The organism is Vibrio anguillarum, from assembly GCF_003390515.1.
GTDB lineage: Bacteria > Pseudomonadota > Gammaproteobacteria > Enterobacterales > Vibrionaceae > Vibrio > Vibrio anguillarum.
Genome location: NZ_CP031479.1, coordinates 1474748 through 1501041, shown reverse-complemented (window position 1 = coordinate 1501041; position 26294 = coordinate 1474748). Strand labels below are relative to the sequence as shown.

General features: G+C 45.2%; 23 protein-coding genes. 11 read left to right on the top strand and 12 right to left on the bottom strand.

Annotated features, from left to right (window positions below):
* Positions 1 to 79 precede the first annotated feature (79 nt).
* The 6 genes from DD616_RS10950 to DD616_RS10925 form a co-directional block, all read right to left on the bottom strand.
* Positions 80 to 1633, bottom strand: coding sequence for a L,D-transpeptidase family protein (locus DD616_RS10950; RefSeq protein ID WP_208872288.1), 1554 nt, complete (start codon positions 1631 to 1633; stop codon positions 80 to 82).
* Between the two features lie 143 nt (positions 1634 to 1776).
* Complete coding sequence (locus DD616_RS10945; protein ID WP_208872287.1) at positions 1777 to 2874, bottom strand: DUF1513 domain-containing protein; 1098 nt, start codon at positions 2872 to 2874, stop codon at positions 1777 to 1779.
* A complete protein-coding gene (locus DD616_RS10940) occupies positions 2864 to 3901 on the bottom strand; it encodes an imelysin family protein (protein WP_096036432.1) in 1038 nt (345 codons plus the stop codon). Before DD616_RS10940 ends, DD616_RS10945 begins: the two co-directional genes overlap by 11 nt.
* Positions 3902 to 3910: 9 nt before the next feature.
* Entirely contained in the window at positions 3911 to 5293 is a 1383-nt protein-coding gene (locus tag DD616_RS10935) for a di-heme oxidoreductase family protein (protein WP_208872286.1), read from the bottom strand.
* Positions 5294 to 5371: 78 nt separating this feature from the next.
* Positions 5372 to 6634: an imelysin family protein gene (locus DD616_RS10930; RefSeq protein WP_047691824.1), complete on the bottom strand. Its 1263-nt coding sequence runs from the start codon at positions 6632 to 6634 to the stop codon at positions 5372 to 5374.
* 166 nt (positions 6635 to 6800) lie between these two features.
* Positions 6801 to 7448, bottom strand: coding sequence for a GTP cyclohydrolase II (locus DD616_RS10925; protein WP_013856740.1), 648 nt, complete (start codon positions 7446 to 7448; stop codon positions 6801 to 6803).
* Between the two features lie 223 nt (positions 7449 to 7671).
* Here DD616_RS10925 and DD616_RS10920 point away from each other — a divergent pair, with 223 nt between their 5' ends.
* Both DD616_RS10920 and DD616_RS10915 read left to right on the top strand, forming a co-directional pair.
* Complete coding sequence (locus DD616_RS10920) at positions 7672 to 8568, top strand: ROK family protein (protein WP_017050566.1); 897 nt, start codon at positions 7672 to 7674, stop codon at positions 8566 to 8568.
* A 212-nt stretch (positions 8569 to 8780) separates the two neighbouring features.
* Positions 8781 to 10919, top strand: a complete 2139-nt coding sequence (locus tag DD616_RS10915; protein WP_115339841.1) for a TonB-dependent hemoglobin/transferrin/lactoferrin family receptor — start codon at positions 8781 to 8783, stop codon at positions 10917 to 10919.
* Between the two features lie 191 nt (positions 10920 to 11110).
* Here the strand turns inward: DD616_RS10915 and hutZ are convergent, their stop codons facing one another.
* Together hutZ and hutX are read right to left on the bottom strand one after the other, a co-directional pair.
* Positions 11111 to 11641 carry a heme utilization protein HutZ gene (gene hutZ / locus DD616_RS10910; protein WP_017044790.1) on the bottom strand — a complete coding sequence of 177 codons (531 nt, stop codon included), beginning with the start codon at positions 11639 to 11641 and terminating at the stop codon, positions 11111 to 11113.
* Positions 11642 to 11695: 54 nt separating this feature from the next.
* Positions 11696 to 12205, bottom strand: coding sequence for a heme utilization cystosolic carrier protein HutX (gene hutX / locus DD616_RS10905; RefSeq protein WP_088732522.1), 510 nt, complete (start codon positions 12203 to 12205; stop codon positions 11696 to 11698).
* A 301-nt stretch (positions 12206 to 12506) separates the two neighbouring features.
* On the opposite strand from hutX, the gene DD616_RS10900 reads away from it, so the two are divergent.
* From DD616_RS10900 to trhO, 7 genes are all read left to right on the top strand, one after another.
* On the top strand, positions 12507 to 13217 hold the full coding sequence (locus DD616_RS10900) for an energy transducer TonB (RefSeq protein WP_172859008.1): 711 nt from the start codon (positions 12507 to 12509) through the stop codon (positions 13215 to 13217).
* The gene (locus DD616_RS10895) at positions 13217 to 13924 is read left to right on the top strand and encodes a MotA/TolQ/ExbB proton channel family protein (RefSeq protein WP_013856734.1); all 708 of its coding nucleotides are present in this window, start codon (positions 13217 to 13219) and stop codon (positions 13922 to 13924) included. The genes DD616_RS10900 and DD616_RS10895 overlap by 1 nt, the downstream gene beginning before the upstream one ends.
* Positions 13921 to 14331, top strand: a complete 411-nt coding sequence (locus DD616_RS10890) for an ExbD/TolR family protein (protein ID WP_094164117.1) — start codon at positions 13921 to 13923, stop codon at positions 14329 to 14331. Before DD616_RS10895 ends, DD616_RS10890 begins: the two co-directional genes overlap by 4 nt.
* Positions 14332 to 14382: 51 nt before the next feature.
* A complete protein-coding gene (locus DD616_RS10885; protein ID WP_019280954.1) occupies positions 14383 to 15231 on the top strand; it encodes a heme/hemin ABC transporter substrate-binding protein in 849 nt (282 codons plus the stop codon).
* Between the two features lie 10 nt (positions 15232 to 15241).
* Positions 15242 to 16276, top strand: a complete 1035-nt coding sequence (locus DD616_RS10880) for a FecCD family ABC transporter permease (protein WP_094127090.1) — start codon at positions 15242 to 15244, stop codon at positions 16274 to 16276.
* The gene (locus DD616_RS10875; RefSeq protein WP_010319753.1) at positions 16273 to 17055 is read left to right on the top strand and encodes a heme ABC transporter ATP-binding protein; all 783 of its coding nucleotides are present in this window, start codon (positions 16273 to 16275) and stop codon (positions 17053 to 17055) included. Before DD616_RS10880 ends, DD616_RS10875 begins: the two co-directional genes overlap by 4 nt.
* 90 nt (positions 17056 to 17145) lie before the next feature.
* Positions 17146 to 18129, top strand: a complete 984-nt coding sequence (trhO, locus tag DD616_RS10870) for an oxygen-dependent tRNA uridine(34) hydroxylase TrhO (RefSeq protein ID WP_208872285.1) — start codon at positions 17146 to 17148, stop codon at positions 18127 to 18129.
* 92 nt (positions 18130 to 18221) lie between these two features.
* Here the strand turns inward: trhO and DD616_RS10865 are convergent, their stop codons facing one another.
* The 4 genes from DD616_RS10865 to DD616_RS10850 form a co-directional block, all read right to left on the bottom strand.
* Entirely contained in the window at positions 18222 to 18953 is a 732-nt protein-coding gene (locus tag DD616_RS10865) for a transporter substrate-binding domain-containing protein (RefSeq protein WP_013856728.1), read from the bottom strand.
* Positions 18954 to 18978: 25 nt separating this feature from the next.
* Positions 18979 to 20517: a methyl-accepting chemotaxis protein gene (locus DD616_RS10860; protein WP_013856727.1), complete on the bottom strand. Its 1539-nt coding sequence runs from the start codon at positions 20515 to 20517 to the stop codon at positions 18979 to 18981.
* A gap of 249 nt (positions 20518 to 20766) precedes the next feature.
* A complete protein-coding gene (locus tag DD616_RS10855) occupies positions 20767 to 22446 on the bottom strand; it encodes a glycoside hydrolase family 32 protein (RefSeq protein WP_208872284.1) in 1680 nt (559 codons plus the stop codon).
* Positions 22447 to 22564: 118 nt separating this feature from the next.
* Positions 22565 to 23551: a LacI family DNA-binding transcriptional regulator gene (locus DD616_RS10850; RefSeq protein WP_208872283.1), complete on the bottom strand. Its 987-nt coding sequence runs from the start codon at positions 23549 to 23551 to the stop codon at positions 22565 to 22567.
* Between the two features lie 273 nt (positions 23552 to 23824).
* On the opposite strand from DD616_RS10850, the gene DD616_RS10845 reads away from it, so the two are divergent.
* Positions 23825 to 25264, top strand: coding sequence for a sucrose-specific PTS transporter subunit IIBC (locus DD616_RS10845; RefSeq protein WP_094164526.1), 1440 nt, complete (start codon positions 23825 to 23827; stop codon positions 25262 to 25264).
* 84 nt (positions 25265 to 25348) lie between these two features.
* Complete coding sequence (gene cscK / locus DD616_RS10840) at positions 25349 to 26269, top strand: fructokinase (RefSeq protein ID WP_208872282.1); 921 nt, start codon at positions 25349 to 25351, stop codon at positions 26267 to 26269.
* Positions 26270 to 26294 lie beyond the last annotated feature (25 nt).

Sequence of the window (26294 nt, the reverse complement as noted above, 5' to 3'; positions counted from 1 at the left end):
TCTTTATTAAGTCATTTTTTGGTAAATTGAGAGACGCATCCCTGCTTACTTAGGTGACCACTGTTTTAGCAGTATCCATTCACCCATTACTGGTACTGAATGCATCATAACGATAGATATCATCTCGGTAGTGCAGTTCCCCACCTTCATACCAAACGGTTTGATAGATGATGTGTACGGGGATGCGCTGCTTTAATGGGATCGTGCCATTCGCTGGCCCTTCTTTACCCGTTAATTTATCACCATTAATACCTTGGGTTTCTAATATCATCGAAGCAAACTTATCGGCATTTTGTACTCGAATGCAACCCGAACTAAAGGCTCGCGACGTATTATTGAATAGGTATTTACTCGGCGTATCATGTAGGTAAATCGCTCTGCGATTGGGCGTATTAAATTTATACAGACCTAATGCATTATCTTGCCCGGCTTGCTGACGCATTCGGTAGGGAAAAGAGGCCGGATTCACCGCAGACCAGTTGATGTTGCTTGGGTCAATTTGATCATTCGAACGCCAGCTCGAAACAATATCAATATTGTGTTGACGCAAATAGTTTTGATCTTTTTTTACCATCGGCAGAATATCTTCAACCATGATTTTGTGTGGCACATTCCACGTCGGGTTTAGGATCAAAGAATCTAATTTGGTGCTCATGAGTGGCGTTTTGCGTGAAACTCGGCCCACCACCACTTTAGACTGAAAGACTTCTTTACCTAAATACCAGTAGCGCATATCAAAACTGGGAACGTTGACTACGATCTGTGTCTCTTTTGATTCTGGCCACAAACGAGTTCGCTCTGCATTTAATGCCAACATAGACAGGCGTGCCTGCAAAGACAAATTTAACCACTTTAAGGTCTCGGGGCCAATCATGCCATCAGCTTTTAAACCGTGCATCGCTTGAAACTCTTTCACAGGTTTGACCAAGCTGTTGTCATACCAAGTTACGTCGTCACGCACTGTGCTAACATCGATATTAACTAATGATAAGCGGGCAATAAGCACACTACGTTGTGAGAGCTTATCGCCAGGTTTTTTTAACCCTTTTTGGCTGTACAACGAGAGCGCTGCATTTTCAGTACTGAGCAGAAAATCATAGGCGTGTAGCAGTTGATCATAAGCCGCGTTGCTCGGCGCATAACCATTGAGCAGATCTCCGATACTGTTAACTTCCACCGCAACATGAAGGGCGAACAAGGCTTCTTGGCTTGGTGGAGCAATGGCAGAGTTGAGCTTACGTTCAAAGAACCAAGCCATACCGACTTTGGGAGCTTGCTCGGCATAACTCAAATACAAAAGTAAAGTATCGGTCGCCAGCAGATCGTATTCGGTGAACGCTTGCTGATTCCGGTATGCTTTCATTTGCGCTAACTGGCGTGAAAATAAAGGGCTAAACCCCGCTCGGCGAATCACTTCCAATTGATGTTCAAATTGACGAACAATCTGCTCATCTTGCCAAATGCGCCGATTCTCATTCTCTTGGTAAATTCGTTCGACTAAATGCGGATATTGGATAAAAGATTGCAACGAGGCATTCTCTTGCGAGACAGCAAAAGGCTGTACCTTCTCGGCAGAGTAAAGAGAAAAGCTACTAAAAATCAATAATAAAGCAAATAGGATGCTTTTACTCATTCCGATCTATCCAACAACGCTGATTCACGTTTCAGTATGGCAAAAGAAACGGCTATCTGCTAAACGTTGTTGTCGATATCAACAATATATTCATAAACTCTCATGCAATGAGAATTATCATTAAACAAATTTAGTTCGCTTACTCAGCTTTTTTGGCGAGAGTAATCAATGGCAGACCAGTGATTGTCCCATTGGACATTACTACGCGTGCGTATTTCAGGTTGAGGATAGGGTGAATTAACGACCAAGCCAGCTCCTGAACTGACTTGGAACTGCTGATCTTGCACTACCACGCCAGAAGCATCCGGCAAAGAGGCCAACTCAACCAGTTGCAGTGTCTCTTTTGACCAAATACCGTAACAGTTACCTCGTGGAGAAGTCGCTAAAATCCATTGGTCGGTCGCCGCAATACTGGCAATGTAATGGTTGAATCTTGCCCATTGTTCAGGCTCTGCCAAGAGCGGAATGAGTTCGCCACCTTGGTGATGTAGCGCTACCAAAGGTGGATACTCTTCCGGCTGACCTCGGTATTGTTGGCCGCACAGCACAGTATCTGCACCATCATGAGCAAGATGGCGGATGCTCAAATGGTGGTCGTTCAATATCCGTTGCTCAAGAACTTCTCCTTGATGAGAAAGGTAGATCAAGCTCGGCATCATGCTCTCTACGTTGAGTGGCTCTCGGCCGAAGGTATGCACCCCACCCACCCCAATCGCGAGTCGGCCATCTGGCATCACAATGACTTCGTGAGGGCCAATACCAAAACCACTGAACTCAGCCACTTTTTGGTAACTGTGCTGCACATCATACACACCAATAATGCCGCGACTTGTCGCTTTCTCGCCTTCGGTTGCATAAAGCCACGCACCATCATTTGAGTAAACGCCGTGCCCATAAAAATGTCGCGTGGGTTGCGCCAGTTGCAATTTGATGAGTTCTCCATTTTGATAGTTAAACACCATCAAAAACTCGCCGGGACGACGGGCAAAAGCGACTGCATGCGTCAAGGTAGGATGGATAGCAACACCGTGTCCCCTTGCAGGCAAAGGTAATTGGTTAATCGCTTGGCCTTGGGCGTCGGCTACAACGGCGCGAAACTGCGAGCCTTTATGAATAGCGCAACCAATCAAAGCGGGTTGTGGGCCACGGCGCGTAGTGGCACACCCCAGTGGCAGCAGGGGCGCTGATGCGCTCAATAACGCCGCTTTCAGTAGCGTACGCCTTGTTAGATCAGTCACCATCGGTTGCATTAAATCCTATCACTACACCTAGCTCTACCGCGACTTCATCATGCAGTAAATAATTAAGTTGCTCGAACTTGTTATAGAGCGCAAGCACCTCACGGTAGCCTGTTTTCGTTTGCAATAAATCAAATAAGCTGGCCGTTTGCGGCCACGTTTCCAACATCAAGGATAAATGTGCTTTTACGCGTTCGGCCATGACGACTTGATCTCTTTCCCGCAACATCTGATCTAAACCGTCTTTTGCTAAATAGAGTGCTTGCATCGCTTGAACATTCTTTTGCAGGTTATTCAAAGAGACTTTGGCGCGCCACGATTCTGAAAAATAAGGGCGTGGCTGGCCGATATTGGCTAAGGGGCGACTCAGTTTTTTCATGCTGTAATCAAGCTGATTGGAGAGCAACGCAATGTATTCGGCTTGCCAAGCGCTCAGATCCAGCATCAACCATGGATTCTGTTGCCATTGCTCAGCAATCAAATGAGATTTCGTCGCCAAATTCGCGCTGATCGCTTGTCCAATCATACAGCCAGTTTCTAATTGCTGGTTTTTCATAAGCGGCGATTGAGGGTCATAGAGTAACCATTCCAATGCGCCAATCCCCTGCACTGTGACACTCTGGTTTGCAATCTGCTCCTCACTCCAGTGCTTGCCACTGCTCGTTAACAGGCTCATTTTTCGCCCGGTAGTGTCTTTTTTATCTGGCCAAAATTGTACGTTCCAACTTTGCTCGAGTGCTTTAGCTGGCCCTCTCTCTTGCCCTTGTAAAAACATCCACGCCCCAATAGTTTGCTGCCACTGTTCTTTCAGCAAGGGCAATGCGATATCGCCCAGCTGACATTGCTGATCAAATAATTGAGCAAGCTGGTGCGATTGTTGAGCAAAACGCTGCACCGCAGCAAATTCAACCTCATAAACACCTTGGCTAACATGATTGTTTTTTTGCGGCTCAAGCGCTGATTTCGGCGTGGGTTGGCAAGCCGAAAGTACGCTGGTAACCGCTATCGAAAATAACAGAGGAAATTTCATGCTCGCACCCTATAAAGAATTAAGAAAAGCGATCAACGCGTTGCGTTCGCTGGCATTGAATTGACGTACTTTCTCTTTGGCACTTTGCGCCTCACCACCATGCCAAAGTACCGCTTCCATGAGATTACGCGCTCGGCCATCATGTAAAAAATAAGTATGGCCGCTGACCTCTTGCGTATAGCCGATCCCCCACAAAGGCGGGGTACGCCACTCTTGTCCATTAGCTAAGGCTTCAGGACGATTATCGGCTAACCCTTCGCCCATATCATGCAGTAGTAAATCACTGTAAGGATGGATTTCTTGCTCTGACAAGGCTGGGCGATCCATTCTTTTTACCGTTTTAAGGTCAGTGCGGTGGCAACTCTCACAGCCAACTTGTTTGAACAATGATTGACCCAGCTTCACTTGTGGATCGTCGACATTACGACGCACTGGAACGGCTAAATGCTGAGAATAGAATTCGACAAAATCAAGAATGTTGTCACTGACCTCAGGGTCGCCGCCGTTAGGTAAGGTTTGACAGAGTGTTTGCTTCTCGGTGCAGTTTTCTTTTGGGAATAAACGGCTGGTCAATCCTAAATCGCCGTTAAACGCCGCGGCATTCTGTTGCATTAAACTAGGCTGCCCGGCTTTCCAACCAAAACGCCCGATGGCAAAATCTTTTTTTTCTACATCCCAAACACGGTTCACTTTGCCAGAGATACCATCGCCATCACTATCTTCAGGGTCTGCCATTGCTAATAAGCTGGCATCAGCAATGCTTTCAAGTAGGCCAAGGCCAATCATTGGCGGAGCGACACGCGCCGAAAACTGGGTATCAGGATGCATATCGCCATAACCAAGTTCAGCAATTTTTAAATTGGGTTTACGTAACATCACTTGGTGGCCATCCGTAAAAGCAACCGCAATCTCTTGATAAGTGATGTGGATTTGTCCTTCTGCTTTTTGATCGGGCAAAGCGAAATCTTGTAACTGTCCACCATAGACGGGTTCGGGGATCCCCCCTTCTTTGGCGTAGATCGCTTTTTGTTCATCCGTCACCGCTGGAATACTCAGGCGAACCAACATCGAAACGGCATGTGTGTCATTTTTTTCTGGCGGATGGCCGCGACCATCTTTGATGTGACAATTTTGGCAACCATTGGTGTTAAAAAGCGGCCCTAAACCATCTCTTGCATCGGTAGATGATGGCGCTGGCACCCAAGGGTTACGAAAGAAACTGTTTCCCACGCTAAAATCGAGCCGTTTGCTCATGGGCAAATTGGCCGCTGGAAGCGAGTAAGCATTCGGCCCAGCTTTGGTTGTACTGGTTTTGCCACCCGATTTCACCTCATCGGCATAAACGGAGTTGGCAAGCAAGGCTAGGAGCGCGGCGGTAAAAAACGATCTCATTGGGCTTTTCTCAACATCTTTATTCAGTGTAAACGTGGAAAAGGGCTCATCTGAGCCCTTGGATTTTTCATCTTATTATTAGAATTCGTGGTCTGCAGTATCTGGATTAAGGTTATCAATTCCAATCACTGAAGCGGTACGTTCTATCGAAGCGGTTTGAGCCACTAAAGCCATAATGGCTCCATTGACTATCGCGTTGCCTTGAGGATTGTTAGCCGCGATCAATTGATCGAAATGCTGATTATCTTTTTCAGCCGACGTGACTAATTTGCCGACTTCAGCGCGCGCACTGTCAAACTGCTTTTGAATCTCTTTGGCTGCTTGTGCATCCTTTTGTGCCACTAAATCATTCAGGCTTGGGCCTGTTAGTACCTTTCCGTCTTGACGCTGGTAAGAACCCGTATAAAGGTTGTAAATACCTTGTTCATTGTAGTAATGAGAGTTATGAGTATTATCCGAGAAACAATCGTGCTCATCTTCAGTCGAGTTTGCTTCTAGCGCCACTTTCATACGCTCGCCCGCTAATTCGCCCAGTGATAAAGACCCCATACCAAATAGCATCTTACGCAAACCATTGTCTGCTGATTCCGCAAGTAATTCGTGACGGTAATTGGCTTTTTCATCCGCAGACCACTGTTTTTCCATCCATGCCAAATCTTGCACGAGCAGCTGAGCTGCCGCTTTTAAGTATTGAGCACGGCGATCACAATGGTTATTGGTGCATTCGCTACCCACGACAAAATCCGTGTAAGCACGAGCACCGGCTCCCGCATTGGTGCCATTTAAATCTTGGCCCCACAGTAGAAACTCAATGGCATGATAACCTGAAGCGACGTTAGCTTCAGAGCCACCGATTTCGTTTAAGCTGGCAATCAGCTCTGGTGTGATAGTGGAGACATCAATCGTTGTCGCACCAATTTTCAACGTTTGGTTGGCAATGATGTTGGCGCTGGCGCCTTCATTGCCCAGTTCATATTGGTAATCGGTAGCGACGTAGTCAATCAGCCCTTCATCAAGAGGCCAAGCATTGAGTTGTCCTTCCCAATCGTCAACAACGGCATTGCCAAAACGGAAGACTTCGGACTGCTGGTAAGGCACTCGCGATGCTAACCACGCTTGTTTCACCTCTTCCAATTTAGCCGCCGAGGGAGTCATCAAGAACTGATCGATTGATTTTTCTAATGATTGAGCGGTCGTCAGCGAATCAGCAAACACGGCATGGGCAATATTGGCATAATGTTCGACCACCTGCTCCTTAGTGACGGTAGCCGCAAATGACGCACTACTTGCGATGGCAAGTGAGGCCGCAATTGACTGAATAAGAAGCGTGTTAACTTTCATGGGAGCATCCTTGTTGAGGCGATTTGAGCGTTATCTTATGGTAGTGCTAATTATTATCATTTGCACTTTTAGTCGCCGATAATACAAATTATCCATTTTTTTGCAAGGTAAAAACGCCAAAAACCTCACCGAAATGAGGTTTTTGGCTGTCATCTATAAGTCTGAATTATAGTTTTAAGTTGTGTTTGCCATGGGAAACTTTGGCCTTGAGGTAATTTTCATTACCCGACTTAATATGTGCCGCGGTATTCACGACCTCTACAATTTCAATACCATGCTCCTTCAGCTCACGACTTTTTTTAGGGTTATTAGTGACTAAGCGAATCTTGGTCACATTTAACGCTTTCAACATCTGCGCCGCTTCAGTGAAATCACGCAGGTCGTCACCAAAGCCAAGATGATTGTTGGCTTCATAGGTATTCATCCCCGCACTTTGTAAGCGATAGGCATCAATTTTGTTGTACAGACCAATGCCTCGACCTTCTTGACGCAAATAGAGGATAATGCCGCCAACTTCGCCCATTTTATTAATGGTTTCTTCTAATTGTTCACCACAATCACAGCGTGATGAGTGAAAAACATCGCCCGTTAAACACTCTGAATGCATACGGACTAAAGGAGTTTCCTGAGTAACATCAGCGGATTTAAAAATGACCGCAACATGTTCTTTGTCTGTTTTCAGTCCTCTAAAAGAGAGTATTTCGGCGTCAATATTGCTTTTTAGACCGACTTTGAAATCCACTCTGGCTCGTACTTCCGCCATATCTACACTCACTTGAATAATTGCTTGTTGCAATGCTGAATTGATTTGCATTCGAATTGACCCATTGATGACCTAACTATGGGGATAGATACTCCCCTTTTCAATAAAAAGATCACTTGCTGAGAAATGTTATAATATAACAATTTTCAGCAATCAAAAGAAAAAATCTCACCACTTCACGTTATCTTGTTCAGTTCAAAGACAAAACACGTTGATTATTAGACTATATTCCATAGTCAGGACTCACACTCAACATCCAAAATAAGGAAAAATCATGCTGATAGGTTTCGACATTGGTGGCACCAAAATTGAAATTTGCGTACTGGATAAATCAGGAAACACCCTCTTTAAACACCGAACCCCTACCCCACATGAGTACGAGCTTTTTCTAAGTACCTTATGCCAACTGGTTGCAATGGCCGAAAGCGAAACTCAAACTCACTGCCAAATCGGGATTGGACTTCCCGGAGCCATCAGCCCAGCGACAGGGCTTATCAAAAATGCCAATTGCACTTTTTTAAATGGTCGAGATTTAAAAGCCGATCTGTGCGCTCGTCTGCAACGCAATGTTGTTATTGCCAATGATGCCAATTGCTTTGCGCTGTCTGAAGCGGTCGATGGTGCCGCCAAAGATGGTAACGTAGTCTTTGGCGCGATTTTGGGCACAGGTTGCGGCGGCGGTATTGTAATCAACAAGCAGGTATTGGTCGGTGCGAACGCCGTATGCGGTGAGTGGGGGCACAATCCGCTGCCAAGTTTTACCAATGAACGTGATGGGCCTAATCGCCACTGTTATTGCGGACGCGATAACTGCATTGAACTCTTTATCTCCGGTTCTGGCTTAACAAAGAGTGCTCAGTTGATTGGTCAACAAGAGTGGAATGCAGCCGAAATTATCACTCGCTACCAGCAGCAAGACCCACAAGCAACAAAGCTTTATCAACAATTGATTGATCAAATGGCGCGCAGCTTTGCTTGCATCGTCAATGTGTTGGATCCTGATGTGATAGTGCTTGGTGGAGGATTATCAAACGTAGCATCGCTGTATGTTGATCTGCCTCGGGCAACAGCGAACTATGTTTTTTCTGATAGTGCACAGATTGTGTTTACCCAAGCGAAATATGGTGACAGCAGCGGCATCCGTGGTGCAGCTTGGCTAGGTTTGAACTAGCAGAAAGTGATTAAAGTCACAACTTTAGTCATCGAAAAATTAAGTAAAGCAAGTGTTTTACATATTAAATGACTGATATTTAAAACATACACTCCTAATTCTGTTTATATTTCACATTAACACGCAAATACAAATGATAGTAATTACCATTTAGATCCAATATCATTGCGCACAGCTTGAATCTGTTATTGATAAATAAGGTAATAACTCAGATGTACACTAAAACACTACTATCAGCCTCCATATTGCTAGCGCTTTCCCCTGCCGCTCTCGCAGAAGAAGTTTCTCGATTCGATGAGGTTGTTGTTTCGGCAACGCGAACCGAGCAGAGTAAAAAAGATGTATCGTCATCCATTGAAAGTATCTCCTCTTCTGAGATTGCAGAAGTAATGGCTGATAATATTCAGCAAGCTCTAAATTCCACCCCAGGTGTTGAAGCGGAAGGTAATGGCCGCTTTGGAATAGCAGGATTTAATATTCGCGGCATGGATGGAAGCCGTGTAAAAATGATGGTTGATGGTGTACAGCAACCTGTACCTTATAACCCTGGCGCAACTGAGCAACGAAAATATCCAAACGCAATAGAGATTGACACTCTACAAGCTATTGAAGTGAACAAAGGTGCGTCATCTACACTGTATGGCTCTGACGCTTTAGGTGGTGTGGTATTGCTACGCACTAAAAATCCAGAAGACGTTCTCGTCACAGAAGGAAATGAGCAACGCTTCGGTATCAAGTCTGGTTATACGTCCGCTAACGAGCAATTTAAAACGACATTAACGTGGGCAATGCGTCAAGATAAACTGGAAACCTTACTGATGGCAACTTATGCCAATGGCAGTGAGACCCAAACTCATGGCTCAGGTTCAGAAATCGAAGGCCCTGATCGCGGCGCTCAAAACCCGGCTGACTCCAAACTTGGCAACCTGTTGGCAAAAGCATTTTATCAAGCCAATGATAACCATCGACTTGGGCTAACCGCCGAGTATTACAACAAACGGTATGATGAAGACGAGCTAAACTATAACGGTTATTCCATTATGCCCGGCTTTACCTATACCGATAACTACAACCAAGATACCAATGAGCGTCTTCGTGTCGGTATAGAGCATCAATGGTTGATGAATACCCTGCTTGCTGACTCTTTAGATTGGTCATTGAATTTCCAAGATTCTAGCGCTCTCGCTAAGAACTACGACACAACGCCATCTAATGGCCGCCGGTTACGTGAACGGGAATCATCAGATCAATCGATTCAATTTGATGGACAGCTCTCCAAAGCCGTAGATCTCAATGGCAACCTTCATGAATTTACCTATGGTGCCAGCTACATCAACAACGACTTCGACCTCGATAATACTGACTATAAATTAGATGCAGGTACATCGACTCCGGGTAGCTCTGGCATTCCTGATGCGACTATCGTGCAATGGGGGCTATTCCTACAAGACCAAGCCTACTTCATCCAAGACCGTTTAATATTAACCGCTGGTCTTCGATACGATTCTTTTGAAGCGACACCCAGCGTTGATGCTGGCTACACTCAGTCTTATGAAGCCAATAAAGACAGCGCATTCACTGCTCGATTGGGTTCTGTTTACCACGTCAATCCTAACCTAGCGGTATTTGGTCAAATTAGCCAAGGATTCAAGGCACCAACTGTTTACGACCTTTACTACTTCTATAATCAGGGGGCAATCATTGATGCGAACCCAGATCTTAAAGCAGAGAAAAGTTTGTCCTATGAACTTGGGCTACGTGGTCAAAATGACTCAACTAATTTTGAAATCACCACCTTCTATAACGAGTACACCGATTTTATTACTCAGTCAAAGACAGGCAAACAAGGTGGCAAGGATATCTTTACCAAAGAGAACTTGGATGAAGTCACGATTTATGGTGCGGAATTTAGCTCTCGAATTGACTTAGATAAAGCGTTTAATGCCCCACAAGGGACTTACACCCGTCTAGCCATTGCTTATGCAGAGGGAGAAGATAAGAAAACAGGTGATGCTTTAGATTCAGTCGCGCCTCTAACCAGTAATGTAGGCTTAGGGCTGGATCGCGACCAATACGGAGCACTGCTTAATGTTAAGATGGTTGCAAGTAAGACGGACTGGCAATCAAATACAAATGCAGATACCGCTGGTTATACACTTATCGATTTAACGGCCTACTATAAACCAATGCAAGACCTAACCATCCGCGCTGGTCTATTCAATGCACTCGATAAAAAATATTGGCTGTATAGCGATCTCACGGGCCGAGATGCTACTGGCGAAACCTTTAACATCGATAGCAAATCACAGCCTGGGCGTAACTGGGGTTTAAATGTAGATTATCAATTCTAACGTTCTCTCATCCAAGCAACAAAGCCAAGCTCTACGCTTGGCTTTGTTTTATCTACATTTCTCATACTCGATTAACGATCCCACGAAGTCACAGATAAATCATTAACTCGTAACAACGGTAAATCACGATCAAAAAAGGCTAGATAACTAGCCTTTTCTTCCAATATCCAATGTATCTTGAGCGATTAAGATTATGCGTTGGAAATTTTCTTATGCCCTTCATCAAGGTGCACAAAATCAACCATATCATCACCAGACACTTGATACGCCTGGCCAAAGCCTTTCACATAAAGACCTTTTTCTACTTTCAATTGGAATAAAGCAAAGTCTTGCAGCTGGCTTAAGCCGTCAATGATCTCGCCAAAACGAGCTTGCATTTGACCAATGACTTGCTGCCATAATGCCGTTTCACGTGGTACGACACTCGCAACGGCGTCAAACGTCAGCCGTTGACGCGCAAAAATCTGTTTTGATGAGCCTTCATCTGCAATCATCATCAAGGAGACGTGCGGGTTCACCTCCAAGTTACGCGCGTGACGAGCGATGTGCGAAATCAGCACAAAGTAACCTTCTTGGTTTTGTACAAATGGCGCGTAACTCACATTCGGACGGCCTTCCGCGTCCACTGTAGCCAATTGCAATGTACGACGTTCTTGACGAAACTCTTGGATTTCAGGTTCCAATCGTCCTTGTAATCGCTCTTGTTTGATCTGCTGATCCATGACTTTCTCCTCGGCCCTTTCGCATTGCGTTCAGGGCTTATCGTTATATCAATATTATTGGTTGGAATGAACGTCTTGTTGTAATGCTTTAAAACGTGCGACTTGCTCTGCAATCAGTTCGCGCTTTTCATCTCGGCCTAGATAAATTTTAAAAATGTTATCGCCTTGCTCACTAAAGAAACCAAAGTAATGACTTTCACGTCCCATAAAAGGCTTGCTGACTAAAGCAACGTGTTGGATGGATTCCAACTTTAAGTGGCCGTGTAACTCACCCTCTTTACCCATCAAGTTATAATAGCCACGAGCCAACTTCCCTTTTGGAAAAGGCGCTTTCACTTCAAATATAGAGCCAAAAGAGTGGACAATCGTTGTGACCATTCCCCAATCCGCTAATGATTCCAACAGCGATTGAGCTTGAGCTCCATCAACAATCGCAACCATCTCTTTAGGCAATGCCTGCACCACTTCAAATTCAGTCACATTCAACTCTTGCGCCATCGCTGCCGGCAATAAGGTCGGTTGTTGCTCTAATAAAGAGGCCACTTTCTGTTCAAGTAAATCCATATTCATTTCCAGTTCGTTCTTCGCTTTAAATCGCCTTACGCTGGCTCAGTACATCACATTAATCGCCACTAAAAACCCGATCCAGTAAGTAAAGTTATGGCAAAGGTGAATTAATTCAGATTGTTTATGATTAATTGTGGTTGATCGAAAACCCTGTGCTAACAAGGCGTTTCTAACCAATCTTTTCAAATTCATAAAATCATAATTTGATGCAAATGATAATGCAATTGATAATTGATCTTATTTAATTGATGGGTGATAATCCTCTCTCTGAACGCTTTGTTTTTATATGGAGTACAACGTGAATTTCACTAGATATCTTGTCGCTGGCAGCCTATCTCTCGCAATTCACGCGGCGATTTTGTTTGTTGATGACGAATCAAAAGTGTTTGCCATGCCTGCGGGAAATCAATCCATCTCAGTGTCGATTAACTTTGTGGCTCAACCTCAAGCTCAGGTAGTACAAGAGCGAGCAACAAAAACCCCACCTCCAGAAAAGAGAGCCAACAAGCCCAAACCAGCAAAAAAAGAGCCGCAAAAAGTGGTGCAGAAAAAGAGCCTGTCAAAACCGGTAAAAGACAAACCGGCTCCTAAAATACCGACAAAATCAGCACAAGTGCAAACTCCTGTAAAGGAAGCTGTGACATCCTCTGTAGAGAATGAAAATAGCGCTGAATCGACACCGAAAACCGCCGCCGCCCCAAGCAGCAGCGGCGCAACTAATCAACCGAAATTAGTCGATGCGCCGTCTTTTGTTACTCGCCCAGCCCCTCCTGTTTATCCAAGGCTTGCACAAAAACGAGGAATTGAAGGGGTCGCTATGTATGAGGTGTGGTTAGACGAAAACGGCCGCCAAATCAAACAGGTTCTACTCTCTTCGTCGGGCGCGGCGCTGCTAGATGAATCGGCTCTTAATGCCATCAAACAATGGAAATTCTCTCCTCAAGTGGTGAACGGTGAAAAAATAGCCCACCGAGTGCAAATCCCAGTACGTTTTAAATTGGAAGGATAATGGAACTACTTACTCAACTAGAACAACAACTTGGCCTGATGGCCTGGCCTCTTTTTGTCTGCTCAGCACTTGCGACCATGATCATTACTGAACGGCTTTTCCAAGTACTGCTTAGCCTTGGTGTTGGAAAAGGTGCGATCGGTAGTGCGCTCAACCAAATATCACCGACCAATACAGCGCAAATTGAGGCGTTAGCCAGTGAATTTTCCAGCAAGCGCCCATTGCTTTATAAAGGGGTTGCCATGCTACTTGCTCATCACGATTTCTCTAAAGGATTACGTGAAGATGCGGCGGGCATTTGGTTGCAAGAAAAACGTCATCAACTGCATTCTGGACTGCGTATTTTATCTTTGATTGGTGTGATCAGCCCGCTGCTAGGCTTACTTGGCACTGTGTTAGGTTTGATTGAAATGTTCAAAGGGGTGGCGCTCTCTTCTGGCAATATTACGCCAAACGACCTTGCGGATGGCCTAGGCATTGCGATGCGAACCACGGCTGCAGGTTTGCTGATCGCACTTCCCGCAATTACCGGCGCTCAGCTGCTTGGCGTATGGGCTGACAGAGTGATGGCAAAACTTGAGCACACACTAAATTATGTCAACTTATGGCTCGAAGGTGTTTCTTTACAGCATGATTGCACCACCAAACAAGAGCGTGTAGCTAAGTATGAAGACGTCTCTGACAATGATGTGGTTAATGCATCATGATTAAGACACCGCACTCTCACTCATCCTCATTAATGCCAGATTTAACGCCATTGTTGGATATCATTTTTATTGTCATGGTGTTTTTACTGCTTACAGCCGCAGTTAAATTTGAGTCATTAGACGTTTCACTGCCAACAACCGACTCACCCACCGTGAGTGAAGTGAACAAGCAGTCAATCACAGTGAATCTTCTGGCGCACGAACCTTACTGGGCTATCGATGGCAAGCAGTATATCGATTGGAATAACTTCACATTGGCGTTGTTAGAACAAAGCAAAGCGAGTGATCGCCCCATCGTGATTGGCGCAGACAAAACCGCCGAAGTGCAGCAGTTGGTTAAATTGCTGGCGTTCTTGCAAGACAATGGCATCGCTGCCACTCAGTTATTAACCGACCATCCCCAATAGCCTATTCATACACGCTTTTAAAAACCGTATGATTTTCATGAGTACAACACGATGACACACAAATCTCTTTCTCATTGGCTTGTTGCCATAACGCTCTTCATCTTATCACCTTGGCTCTGCGCGCAAGAACGGATTATCAGTGCGGGCAGCGCGGTGACCGAAATCCTCGTTGCGTTAGGCGCACAAAATAAACTTGTTGCGGTCGATGTCACCAGTGAAATTCCAAACGATCTTGCTCTCCCAAAAATCGGTTATCATCGCCAATTATCCGCAGAAGGATTATTAGCCTTAGCACCAACACAATTGATTGGTTCTAGTGAAATGGGGCCAGAAAGCACATTGCAACAGCTTAAAGGCGCTGGCGTTAACGTCGAGGTGGTGAATGATGAATCCACACCACAGGGGTTGTTGGCACGCATTGACCAAATCGCGACGCTCGCTGATGCAAAGCCTCAAGCTAAAGCGCTCAAACAGCAAGTTCAAAGCACAATAGCGGCGTTAACCCACCATCAATCTACCCACAAGACTCCGAAAAAAGTGCTATTTCTTCTTATCCACGAAGGAAGAGCAGCCAACGTAGCGGGCAGTGACACCACGCCAAACAGCATTATTGAGTTGGCTGGCGCGGTTAATCCAGCCGCTGAACAAGTGACGTCTTATAAACCACTGTCGATGGAAGCGATAATTGAGATGCAACCGGACGTGATTTTAGTCAGTGGCCGCAGTTATGAAAAACTCGGAGGAGCAGACGCCATTTTGCAATCCATACCGACGTTAGTAGCAACTCCGGCTGGGATAAATAAGCAGATCATCACCATCGATGGCCACGCTCTCGTCGGTGGGTTAGGCCTTAAAAGCTTGGCTGAAGCGCAACGTCTAAACGCATTGCTCTATCCTTAAGGAACTTATTTTGTTACGTCATCTCTCAAAAAATGTGGTGAATGCAACGCTGTTAGTTTTGGTAATCTTAGTGAGCCTTTATTCTGTCACCGTTGGTCCAATGAATATCAGCTTCAGTGACAGCATAAAAAGTCTCGTGCTGCACTCCAATGACATTGCCGCGCACATCAATTTAGTCATCCACGAGATACGCTTTCCGCGGACCCTGCTCTGCTTGTTGGTTGGAGCAATTTTGGCACTGTGCGGAACGGTGATGCAAGGCTTGTTTCGTAATCCATTAGCTGAGCCTGGCATTATCGGTGTTTCGGCAGGTTCAGCCCTCGGAGCCGCACTTGCGATTGTGCTATTCGCCAATTTAGCGCTGTTTTCCAACCCGTGGATGAGCGCTGCGGTGGTACCTATTTTTGCCTTTTTAGGCGGTGCATTGACTACCTTGTTGGTTTACCAATTAGGCACCAGTAAATTTGGTACTTCCGTCACCATCATGCTACTCGCAGGCGTCGCCATCAGCGCGCTATCGGGGGCGGGTATTGGCTATTTGAATTATGTTGCAGACGATCAAATGCTGCGCGATCTCTCATTGTGGTCAATGGGATCACTGGCGGGTGCAAACTGGCAAAATATTCTCTTGTGCGCTCTGACCTTACTGCTGCTGCTCGTCTGTTTCTCTCGTCAAGCGATGGCGCTCAACGCATTATTACTTGGCGAGTCTGAAGCGCGTCATCTAGGCATTTCTGTGCAACGGCTTAAACGTTCAATGATTTTACTCAGCGCACTCGGCGTTGGAGTGACCGTCAGCGCGGTGGGTATGATTGGTTTTATCGGTTTGGTCATCCCTCATCTAGGCCGGATGCTGGTTGGCCCCGATCACCGTAGTTTGATCCCCATTTCGGCTTTACTTGGTGCACTCTTACTCACTGTCGCCGATATGTTTGCCCGTATAGCAGTGGCACCTGCGGAGCTGCCTGTCGGGATTGTGACTGCGCTGGTGGGTGCACCTTTCTTCCTTTATCTTCTGTTTCAACAAAAAGGCAAAGTATTTTGAGTACAACGGCAGCGATCCAAGCCAGTAATATATCGGTTAAATTTGGCCATCGAACCATTTTGGATAAGATTGATATTGAGATTTTTTCAGGTCAAGTCACAGCGTTACTTGGCCCCAATGGTGCTGGAAAAAGTACCTTGCTGAAAATACTCAGCGGTGAAATCTCATCAACAGGCAAAATGGCTTACTTCGGTGTTCCGCAAGCACTGTGGCAACCGAATGAGTTAGCAAAGCACTTGGCTATTCTTCCGCAGCAAAGTACGTTGAGCTTTCCTTTTATCGCTCAAGAAGTGGTGGAATTAGGCGCACTGCCATTAAATTTAAGCCACCAACAAGTCAGTGAAGTGGCGCTACACTACATGCAACAAACCGATATCAGCGATAGAGCGAACAATCTCTACCCGGCTTTATCGGGTGGTGAAAAACAACGTTTACATCTGGCGCGGGTATTAACTCAACTTCACCACTCCGGTGACAAAAAAATCCTGATGCTGGATGAACCAACGTCAGCGTTAGATCTGGCTCACCAGCACAATACACTGCGCATTGCACGTTCATTAGCACGCCAAGAGCAGTGCGCTGTTGTAGTCGTGCTGCACGATCTCAACCTTGCGGCTCAATATGCAGATCGCATGGTGATGCTGCACAATGGCAAACTGGTTTGTGATGCGCCACCTTGGGAAGCGCTCAATGCAGAAAGAATTGAGCAGGTGTATGGCTACTCGTCGCTTGTCGCCGCACATCCAACCATGGATTTCCCAATGGTCTACCCCATCTAATATTGTCCTTAATAATTGTCCGTATTTGTGGGCGCGTCCCTTCGCTATAATGCGCCCCAATTCTTTATATCGTTTTTTAAAAGGTACCCCATGAGTCAGTACGTCGTCTGTGCACTCTATAAGTTTGTTGAACTCAATCACTACCAAGAGCTGCAAGCACCGCTTCTTGAACTAATGGAGGAAAACCAAATTCGTGGCACGCTATTATTAGCCAGTGAAGGAATTAACGGCACTGTGGCATCAACACGCAAAGGGATAGATGTGCTACTGTCTTGGCTTGATGCTGAACCGAACTTGAAAGGCACGGTTTACAAAGAATCACAAGCCTCAGAGCAGCCATTTAACCGTACCAAAGTGAAGCTAAAAAAAGAGATTGTCACTATGGGCGTTGAAGGTATTGACCCTCGTCACGTTGTGGGCACTTACGTGAAACCAGAAAACTGGAATGCGCTAATTTCAGACCCTGATGTGCTGGTTGTCGATACCCGTAATGATTATGAAATCCAAATCGGCACCTTCAAAAATGCGCTTAACCCACACACTGAAACCTTTCGTGAGTTTCCTGATTATGTGAAGAAGAACCTCGCACCAGAGAAACACAAAAAAGTCGCGATGTTTTGTACTGGTGGGATTCGCTGTGAAAAATCCACGGCTTATTTAAAAGAGCAAGGGTTCGATGAGGTGTACCATCTCGAGGGTGGTATTTTGAAATACTTAGAAGAAGTGCCGCAAGAAGAGAGCTTATGGCAAGGTAACTGCTATGTGTTTGATGGCAGAGTGGCTGTAGGGCACGCGTTAAAAGAGAGTCACTACGATGTATGTAACGCTTGCCGTTTGCCGATTACCGATGAAGACAAACAGAGCGAAGTCTACGAGCAAGGCGTCAGTTGCCCATCCTGCTTCGGTACTCACTCTGCGGAACAACTGGCCCGTTTCCGTGAGCGAGAAAAACAAGTTCAGCTCGCAAAACAGCGTGGCGAAGCACACATTGGCGGCGATACCGCATCACTGATCGAGCAAAAGCGTGCGCAAAAATTAGCACGTAAAGCTGAGCAGCGCGGCTCAAAGCGCTAATATTTACCCCAATGCTTACTTCAAAGGATTCAAATCCTATTGGAATAGAAAAAGGCCGCAGCGTTAAAACTGCGGCCTTTTTTTAAAAAAAATCACTGAATACCGTATTTCGCTAAAATGGCATCAAATGTTCCGTCAGCTTTAATCGTAGCTAACCCTTTGTTATACGCATCAATATATTTCTGCGCATTAGGGTTCGCTTTGCCTGAGGTAACATGTAAAGGATTTTTAGACAAAGATGCCGTGGTAAACTGAAAATCACTGCTATTTAAGCCCGCCTCTTTCATGGTCGATAACGCAACCAACTTATCTTCAAGGGTAAGATCAATTCGTTTGGCTTGCAGTTTCTTCAAGTTAGTCGTGAGATCATTAGCGTCTGGTTTGTTGAAATTAGTGGCGGATAAAAAGTCATCCCCATAACCATAGCCCCTAACGATGCCAACTTGTTTGCCACTCAAACTATTTAAACCTGAAAATTCGAAAGCATCGCCTGCTCTTTTAATAAAGCTCAGTTCATTCTCTAAATATGAATCACTGTAAAGTAAATAAGCCGTTCTCTCCTGCGTATACCAAGTTGCAGGCAACAGATCAATTCTGCCTTTACTCACCTCATCTAATGCTCGTGACCAAGGCATGATTTGAAAATTGACGTCATAGCCCTGTGTTTTCATAGCCGCAACAGCGATTTCTACCGATAGCCCCGGCATGCTTTTATCCGGTGAAATAAACGGTGGCCATGGATCTTGCGCAGCCGTAATAGTAGCAGCAAAGCTACTCGGTAAGGCCATCATCATACTGAAAATAAAGATCAACAGACGCTTCATACTTTCTTCTCCTTGAAGGTGGAACTTATGTTTTGAACTTACGCATATGAGTTTTAATATTTGAGCTCAGTTGAAGAACTTCTTTCGTTCTCTGAGCATTATCTTGACCACTACTCGACAGCTCATTAGTGGCCTCTGATGCTTCAACAATCGCCTGACTGACTTCATCAATGGCTTGTTTCTGCTCTTCTGTGGCATGCGAAATCTCGCCATTTCTTTCAGAAATTTCAGAGATAGTATTTTTCACCTGCTCCACAGAATGTTGTGACTCTGATACTCGCTTAGCGGTGCTTTCTAACAAATTAGAGATGCGAATAATTTCTTGCTCAACCGATTCTGTTGCACTGCTAAGTGAGCGAATATTGGTTTGGATCTGTTCGGTGGATTGGCTGGTTTTGGTCGAAAGGTTGCGCACTTCGTCAGCCACTACTGCAAAACCACGACCATGCTCACCTGCGCGTGCCGCTTCAATAGCAGCGTTCAGTGCCAGCAAGTTGGTTTGCTCGGAAATGTCATTAATCACCCCGACTACCGTTGATATTTTTCGCCCTTCATCAAGCAGCTTATGCATTTCCGCGTTTACCGAACCCATTTCGGAACGCATGTTTACAATCTCGGCGGCAGAGCGTTCTATTGAGTGGTAAACATTATCGACCAGTTGAGAAGCCTCACTTGCTTGCCTTGCGGCGTCATTAGCGGTTTCAGCCACTGTTGCCACCGACTGACTCATCTGTGTGGAAGCGGCAGCGACGGTCGATAAACTGTGCTTTTGTTGATCAATTTGCTGCGCATTTCTCATGGCAACCTGACCACTCATCTCTGCGGTATCTTTTAACTGCACAGAAGCATTCGTTACTTGTACAACTATCTCCCTTAGCGACTCCGTAAAATGATTAATACTGCGGATGATCTGCGAAAACTCTCTATATTTGGGTTCTGGAATGATGCGACTTAAATCCCCTTCACCGGTTGCAAGGTCGGCCACTCGCTCTGTCAAATCGTTGAGCGGGCGAAGGACGGTTTTCGTTAACGCCAAAATTAGGAATACAATCATTACGCTATCTAAAATCAGCAACTCAATCAGGCTATATTGCAGACTTTGTAACAAGGTTTTTTCTAGCCTATCTGTGTTATAGAAAAGCTCTACCTGACCAACTTCATTTTCCTTTTCATACTCAACAAAGGTGAGCTTTTGCACCGAAGAGAGCATGGATTCGTATTGTTTCCCCTCATTGGGTTCCATCTCTTTCACATCTTGAGAGTCGGGTGATGTACTCAGGAAAAGAAGCGGTGTACCACCCGCATCTTTCACTCTAACCGCTTGTATGTCTGGGTTATTTAACTCTGCTGAAATAGTGAGTTTGGCGGCATGTAAATCAAAATCCCAAATTGCTTTAGGTAGGCTGTAGCTCAAACGCTCTTTTGCATTCAAGATTGATGTATCTAGGCTATGCTGTAGCTCCGCTTTCTTTGACTGGTAATCAATGTAACTAGAAATGCCCAACACAATGGACACTGCCAGAACAACTTGGGTAACAAAGATCACTTTGACACTTTTCCACATACTTCATTTCGCCTTAATCAATGGTATGAGTTAAACACTGTGCGTTGGCTTCATCGCACCGCATGATAACCATCTGACTCTTGTGTTTAATGAATAGGACAATGCAGACCAGAAGAGAGGTCAATATCATCTCTGCTATTGTCTGAACTCATACCGATCATGTTGATCTCACTTATCTTTTACTTAAGGATAGACCAAGAAAGAAAAAGGCTATTATTTTTTAAGCCGAAAGTTTACTTTCGGCTTAATTTAGAATTGAGTAGCGAATGAAGAAGCACTAACGGGCTGGATAGAAGAGTATTTGGCCGTGGTCAACGCATTTAATAGTGATACTCCTGTCGCCTCTTGTTCGGTAAACACTCTTGCACTCATCACTGCTTTTCCGCCGTTGATGAACACTTCTAATGAAGAATTATCCGCGAGAATCTGCAGCTCAACCTGTTCACATTCTAAGGCCAATTCACGAATCACATCACCTTGGCGTATCAAAGTATGGGAACGATCAAAGCGTAATACTTTTTGCTGGGCATCCAAACTCAGTTCAATGTATTGCTCATCTTTTTCAAACAAACGTAAGCTTGCCCCCCACGGCAAAGTGATACACATTTCAAAACTTTTGGTGTTGAGAATGGTGCATTTATCGCTTAACTCCAAACTTACCGGCTGGTTGCATAACTGCTCTAGCTCCTTTATAGGCCTTTGAATAAGTTGACTATTCTCAACACTCAACTCACGCAGTGCCGTAAGTTGATGCAGCCAGCCGTTGTCACAACTAGGATGATTAATTTCGTCAGGCAGCCCCATCCATGCACACAAGATGCGCCGCCCGTCTGCCGTTTGCATTGTTTGAGGGGCATAAAAATCAAAGCCGTGATCCAGTGGTTGCAGATGACAAAAGTGAGGATGATCATTTTCATCCCATAAGACTTTTGCAATACGATTTTGATGGACAACTGTGTGGTTCACGTTATCTGAAATAATCCCTTGAGGGCCAAAAACAAAATAACTTTGGCCCGCAATTTCAAACAGATCGGGACATTCCCACATGTAACCGAGCGGTGCGATTTCTTCACCAAATAGACCATCGAAATGCCACTCTTTAAGATTATGTGAATGGTAAATCGCCAGCCGACCTTGCAACTGCGTTGTTTGCGCGCCAAGCAACATGAGCCATTTGCCTCGGTGGCGCACTATTTTAGGGTCGCGAATGTGTTCCGTGACACCCGTTGGCAAATTACGGATCACTGGGCCACGTTTTTCAAAACGGAGACCATCTTGCGACACGGCTAAACACTGCGTTGTTTGACGCAATCGCTGTTCACCTAACCGAACATTGCCAGTATAGAAAAGCATCAACTCATCGTTGTGACTTAAAGCATGACCAGAAAAAACTCCGTGACTGTCATACCAATCTGATGGAGTCAGTGCAATACCTTGCCATTGCCAGTGAATAAGATCAGTACTCGTCAGTTGTACCCAATATTTATCCTTGTGCTCACACCCATAAGGATACCACTGATAAAAAAGATGATATTTTCCTTGGTGATAAATGAAACCGTTTGGATCATTGAGCAGCCCTTGCGGCGGAGAAATATGCCACGTTGGACGAAAGGGACAATCGTTTGGCGAGGAATAGGCGTACGCATTAAGCCGCAGCTGAGAGTCAATCATTCGACCTAAACTGTTGATCAGTTCATCGGCATATTCATTGATGCTATCTTGTTGAATCAAAAATGAAAGCTGCCACTCACCAAGCACTTCTCGCAATCGCATATGGCTCGGCAAAACATTGACTAAAGCTGGATCTCGCAGCGCAATAACGATTTCGCCTCTTGGTGCGAGTACTCGCTGAATATTGGCCGGGCCGCCAACTAATCTCACCATCTCTTCAAATGACATTTTTTCCACTGGCACTGTTTCTAATGACATGACTTACACTCAATTTTTGGGAACGATTGCAAAATATAAAAAAATAAGCCTGCTTGCAAGCATTGGTGAAATATTGCCCTCAATTATGCGGGCTTCCCCTCAGCAAGTACCTTCAGACTTAGCCGGTTTCACGTTCGATATTTTGGAATGTTAACACGACTTTACTCATCTCCTGCCCACGACCAGCAATACGTTCAAGCAACATCTTGGCTGCATTTTCACCTGCTTTATCAAAGGCATAGTTGAATGTTGATAAGCTTGGGTTACTGACAAATGCGAGCTCATCATTGCCAACTCCTAATACTTTTATTTGCGATCCAACCTGAACTCCAGACTCTTGTAGTGCTTTCACCGCTCCAACCGCAATTCTATCGGTTGCGCAAAAAAGACCATCTAATTGTGGGTATTGCGTGATTAATGTTTTAGCTTGTAAGTAACCAGATTCAATCGAAAAATCACCACGCACATGAAACAACAGGGTTAAATTGTTGATACCCAGTGCTTGCTCTAACCCTTGAGAACGCAAGCAATCCACCGCTATGTCATCGCTCTGAACACCAATAAAACCAATGTGTTGACAACCTTTTGCTATCAACCGTTTACCCGCTTCGAATCCAACGCGAAGATCATCATGAACAATACTTGGGATATCGTGCAGTGAGCCATCTTGCCCAACCAATACCACCGGGACATTAGATTGTTGGATTGCTTTCACTAATGGCATATCAAGGTGTGTGGCGTAAAGTACAATGCCTTCGACCCTCTTTTGATTAAATATTTGAATATATTCCAATTCTTTAGCGTGATCTTGATGAGTATTGGCAAGCAACACGTGTTTGCCCGCTTGTTCAAATATGGCACTTAAACCATCAACGCCTTGTGCTGTCGCATGCGAAGAGACTCGCGGAACGATGACTCCAATTAAATTGGTTTTTTGTGATTTGAGATCTTTAGCGACTTGGTTGACCATATAGCCGCATTCGGAAATAGCTTTTAACACTTTGATTTTTGTAGACTCTTTAACACCATACTCATCATTTACAACGCGTGAAACCGTCGATTTAGAAACTCCGGCCAGCTTAGCGACATCGTGCAAACTCGACATACATAACCTTACTCATTCTGTTTTGGGATTGTTTGCAAAACTCAGCGCTGCAAACGCTCGAATAGTGTGATTCTAACGCTGTTTGTAGAATTATCGATCTCTCTTTTACTGATCTAATTCACAGAATCAATGGTTGGCTTTTGACTACTTTGAATTATTCATCAAAAATCCATTCTGCAAACGTTCCCAAAAATACTTATTTTAATTTTATCCACCATGCTTATCTTAAAGAGATCAAGTCATCTGGATACCAAACAACAACCGGGGTGGGTTATGAACTATCCAGTCATAGCAAAACAATTATTAGAGCAATTAGGTGGCAGAGAAAATATCCAAGCCCTTGCTCACTGTGCAACACGTTTAAGATTAGCGCTAAAAGATGACGCATTGGTTGATGAACAAGCCATTGATTCACTTGAAGGTGTCAAAGGACAATTCAAAGTCGCTGGCCAATATCAAATTATTTTTGGCTCCGGTATCGTTAACCAAGTTTATGCGGAAATGGCCAAGTTGACCGGCCTTGCTGAAATGTCAACCAATGATGTTGCAAGCGCGGGTGCACAAAAGCAGAACCTAGTGCAGCGCGCCGTTAAAGGGTTGTCTGACATTTTTGTCCCTATTATCCCGGCCATCGTTGCTGGCGGTTTATTGATGGGGTTGTTCAATGTACTGACAGCCACAGGGCTTTTTATCGAAGGGCAGTCATTGATTGATGCCAACCCGGGCTTGGCTGATCTTGCCAGCATGATCAACACCTTCGCTAACGCCCCTTTTGTTTATCTTCCTGTTTTGTTGGCATTTTCTGCTTCAAAAAAATTCGGCGGCAACCCATTTCTTGGCGCTGCATTAGGTATGTTGATGGTTCACCCAGACCTGCTTAATGGTTGGGGATTTGGCGGCGCGTCTGTCGCAGGCACCATCCCTACTTGGAATATTTTTGGCTTTGAGATCCAGAAAGTCGGCTATCAGGGCTCTGTCTTACCCGTTTTAGTCTCCGCCTTTATTCTTGCAAAAATCGAAAATGGCCTGCGCAAAATTATCCCTTCTGTACTGGATAATTTACTGACGCCTATGCTCTCGATTTTCATTGCAGGCTTTTTAACCTTCACTCTGGTAGGTCCGATTACTCGCGATATCGGCTTTCTATTGGGTGATGGGCTGAACTGGCTATACGATTCTGCTGGCTTCATTGGTGGTGCACTGTTTGGCTTTATCTACGCACCGTTTGTGATTACTGGCATGCACCACAGCTTTATTGCTATCGAAACACAACTATTGGCTGACATCGCCATTACTGGCGGTACGTTTATTTTTCCTATTGCGGCCATGTCAAACGTCGCACAAGGTGCAGCAGCTTTAGCGGTTGGTATGAACACCAAAGATATCAAATTAAAAGGCATTGCGATTCCATCAGGTGTGACCGCCCTTCTGGGCATTACCGAACCCGCTATGTTCGGTGTAAACCTGAAACTTCGCTACCCATTTATTGCTGCGATCATCGGTTCAGCTTGTGCCAGTGCATTCATTACCTTGTTTAATGTCAAAGCACAAGCGTTAGGCGCGGCTGGGCTTCCAGGAGTGATTTCTATTAACCCAGAGAAAATCAGCTACTACATCATTGGCATGCTTATTTCTTTTGTCATTGCCTTTACCTTAACACTTGTTTTGGGTGCCAAAGAGCGCGCAAAGCTTGATAAACAAGCAACAGCGTAACCCCCAAGGCTGTTATGCTCCTAAGCCCGCTCGATGTGAGTGGGCTTATTTCTTCAGCGAATAACACGGATATTGGAAGAAAAAATGAATCGAGTTTGGGTGACAGGCGACGCGGTCGTCGACTTAATTCCTGATGGTGAAACACACTATCTCAAATGTCCGGGCGGTGCTCCGGCGAATGTGGCTGTTGCCATCGCCAGATTGGGGGGTAATAGCGCCTTTTTTGGCCGTGTGGGTAATGACCCTATGGGGCGCTTTATGCAATCCACATTCACCGAAGAGAAAGTAGACACCCGATATTTGCAGTTGGATGAACAGCAAAGAACATCAACCGTCGTGGTCGATTTAGACTCGCACGGCGAACGCAGTTTTACCTTTATGGTGAAACCGAGCGCGGATCAATTCATCCAATGTTCAGACATTCCCACCTTTTTAGCGGGTGAATGGCTGCATTGTTGCTCCATTGCACTAGCCAATGAACCGAGTCGCAGCACTACCATTGAAGCGATTAAACGCATCAAAGCCAACGAGGGATTTGTCAGTTTTGATCCCAATCTACGAGAAGAGGTCTGGCCTAACCCCGAAGAGATGATCCCAGTGGTGATGAGCGTAGTGGCAATGGCAGATGTGGTTAAGTTTTCCGATGACGAACTGCTCTTGCTCACGCAGCGCCCTAGCCTTGAGCAGGGATTAATCTCAGTGAAAGAATTGAACATTCCGCTGATTGTCATTACTCAAGGTGCAAAAGGAGCGCTGGTGATCACAGCAGAGATGCAAACAATGATTACGGGAAAAGCCGTAAAACCTATCGATACAACAGGTGCCGGAGATGCTTTTGTCGGTGGATTACTTTGCCAGTTGTCATTACATAAAGAGTGGTTTACTAAGGGTACTATCATAAACGCAGTGCAATGGGCTAATGGCTGCGGAGCATTAGCCACCACCCAAAAAGGGGCAATGACAGCGCTACCAGATAAACACATGCTTGATCGATGGATTGGCTAAAATGATAATGCTGCCGTAAGACACA

What these genes read in the sequence shown, in the direction of transcription:
- DD616_RS10950 (WP_208872288.1), bottom strand. Translation starts at nt 1,633, where the DNA reads ATGAGTAAAAGCATCCTATTTGCTTTATTATTGATTTTTAGTAGCTTT.
- DD616_RS10945 (WP_208872287.1), bottom strand. Translation starts at nt 2,874, where the DNA reads ATGGTGACTGATCTAACAAGGCGTACGCTACTGAAAGCGGCGTTATTG.
- DD616_RS10940 (WP_096036432.1), bottom strand. Translation starts at nt 3,901, where the DNA reads ATGAAATTTCCTCTGTTATTTTCGATAGCGGTTACCAGCGTACTTTCG.
- DD616_RS10935 (WP_208872286.1), bottom strand. Translation starts at nt 5,293, where the DNA reads ATGAGATCGTTTTTTACCGCCGCGCTCCTAGCCTTGCTTGCCAACTCC.
- DD616_RS10930 (WP_047691824.1), bottom strand. Translation starts at nt 6,634, where the DNA reads ATGAAAGTTAACACGCTTCTTATTCAGTCAATTGCGGCCTCACTTGCC.
- DD616_RS10925 (WP_013856740.1), bottom strand. Translation starts at nt 7,448, where the DNA reads ATGCAAATCAATTCAGCATTGCAACAAGCAATTATTCAAGTGAGTGTA.
- DD616_RS10920 (WP_017050566.1), top strand. Translation starts at nt 7,672, where the DNA reads ATGCTGATAGGTTTCGACATTGGTGGCACCAAAATTGAAATTTGCGTA.
- DD616_RS10915 (WP_115339841.1), top strand. Translation starts at nt 8,781, where the DNA reads ATGTACACTAAAACACTACTATCAGCCTCCATATTGCTAGCGCTTTCC.
- hutZ (WP_017044790.1), bottom strand. Translation starts at nt 11,641, where the DNA reads ATGGATCAGCAGATCAAACAAGAGCGATTACAAGGACGATTGGAACCT.
- hutX (WP_088732522.1), bottom strand. Translation starts at nt 12,205, where the DNA reads ATGGATTTACTTGAACAGAAAGTGGCCTCTTTATTAGAGCAACAACCG.
- DD616_RS10895 (WP_013856734.1), top strand. Translation starts at nt 13,217, where the DNA reads ATGGAACTACTTACTCAACTAGAACAACAACTTGGCCTGATGGCCTGG.
- DD616_RS10890 (WP_094164117.1), top strand. Translation starts at nt 13,921, where the DNA reads ATGATTAAGACACCGCACTCTCACTCATCCTCATTAATGCCAGATTTA.
- DD616_RS10885 (WP_019280954.1), top strand. Translation starts at nt 14,383, where the DNA reads ATGACACACAAATCTCTTTCTCATTGGCTTGTTGCCATAACGCTCTTC.
- trhO (WP_208872285.1), top strand. Translation starts at nt 17,146, where the DNA reads ATGAGTCAGTACGTCGTCTGTGCACTCTATAAGTTTGTTGAACTCAAT.
- DD616_RS10865 (WP_013856728.1), bottom strand. Translation starts at nt 18,953, where the DNA reads ATGAAGCGTCTGTTGATCTTTATTTTCAGTATGATGATGGCCTTACCG.
- DD616_RS10860 (WP_013856727.1), bottom strand. Translation starts at nt 20,517, where the DNA reads ATGTGGAAAAGTGTCAAAGTGATCTTTGTTACCCAAGTTGTTCTGGCA.
- DD616_RS10855 (WP_208872284.1), bottom strand. Translation starts at nt 22,446, where the DNA reads ATGTCATTAGAAACAGTGCCAGTGGAAAAAATGTCATTTGAAGAGATG.
- DD616_RS10850 (WP_208872283.1), bottom strand. Translation starts at nt 23,551, where the DNA reads ATGTCGAGTTTGCACGATGTCGCTAAGCTGGCCGGAGTTTCTAAATCG.
- DD616_RS10845 (WP_094164526.1), top strand. Translation starts at nt 23,825, where the DNA reads ATGAACTATCCAGTCATAGCAAAACAATTATTAGAGCAATTAGGTGGC.
- cscK (WP_208872282.1), top strand. Translation starts at nt 25,349, where the DNA reads ATGAATCGAGTTTGGGTGACAGGCGACGCGGTCGTCGACTTAATTCCT.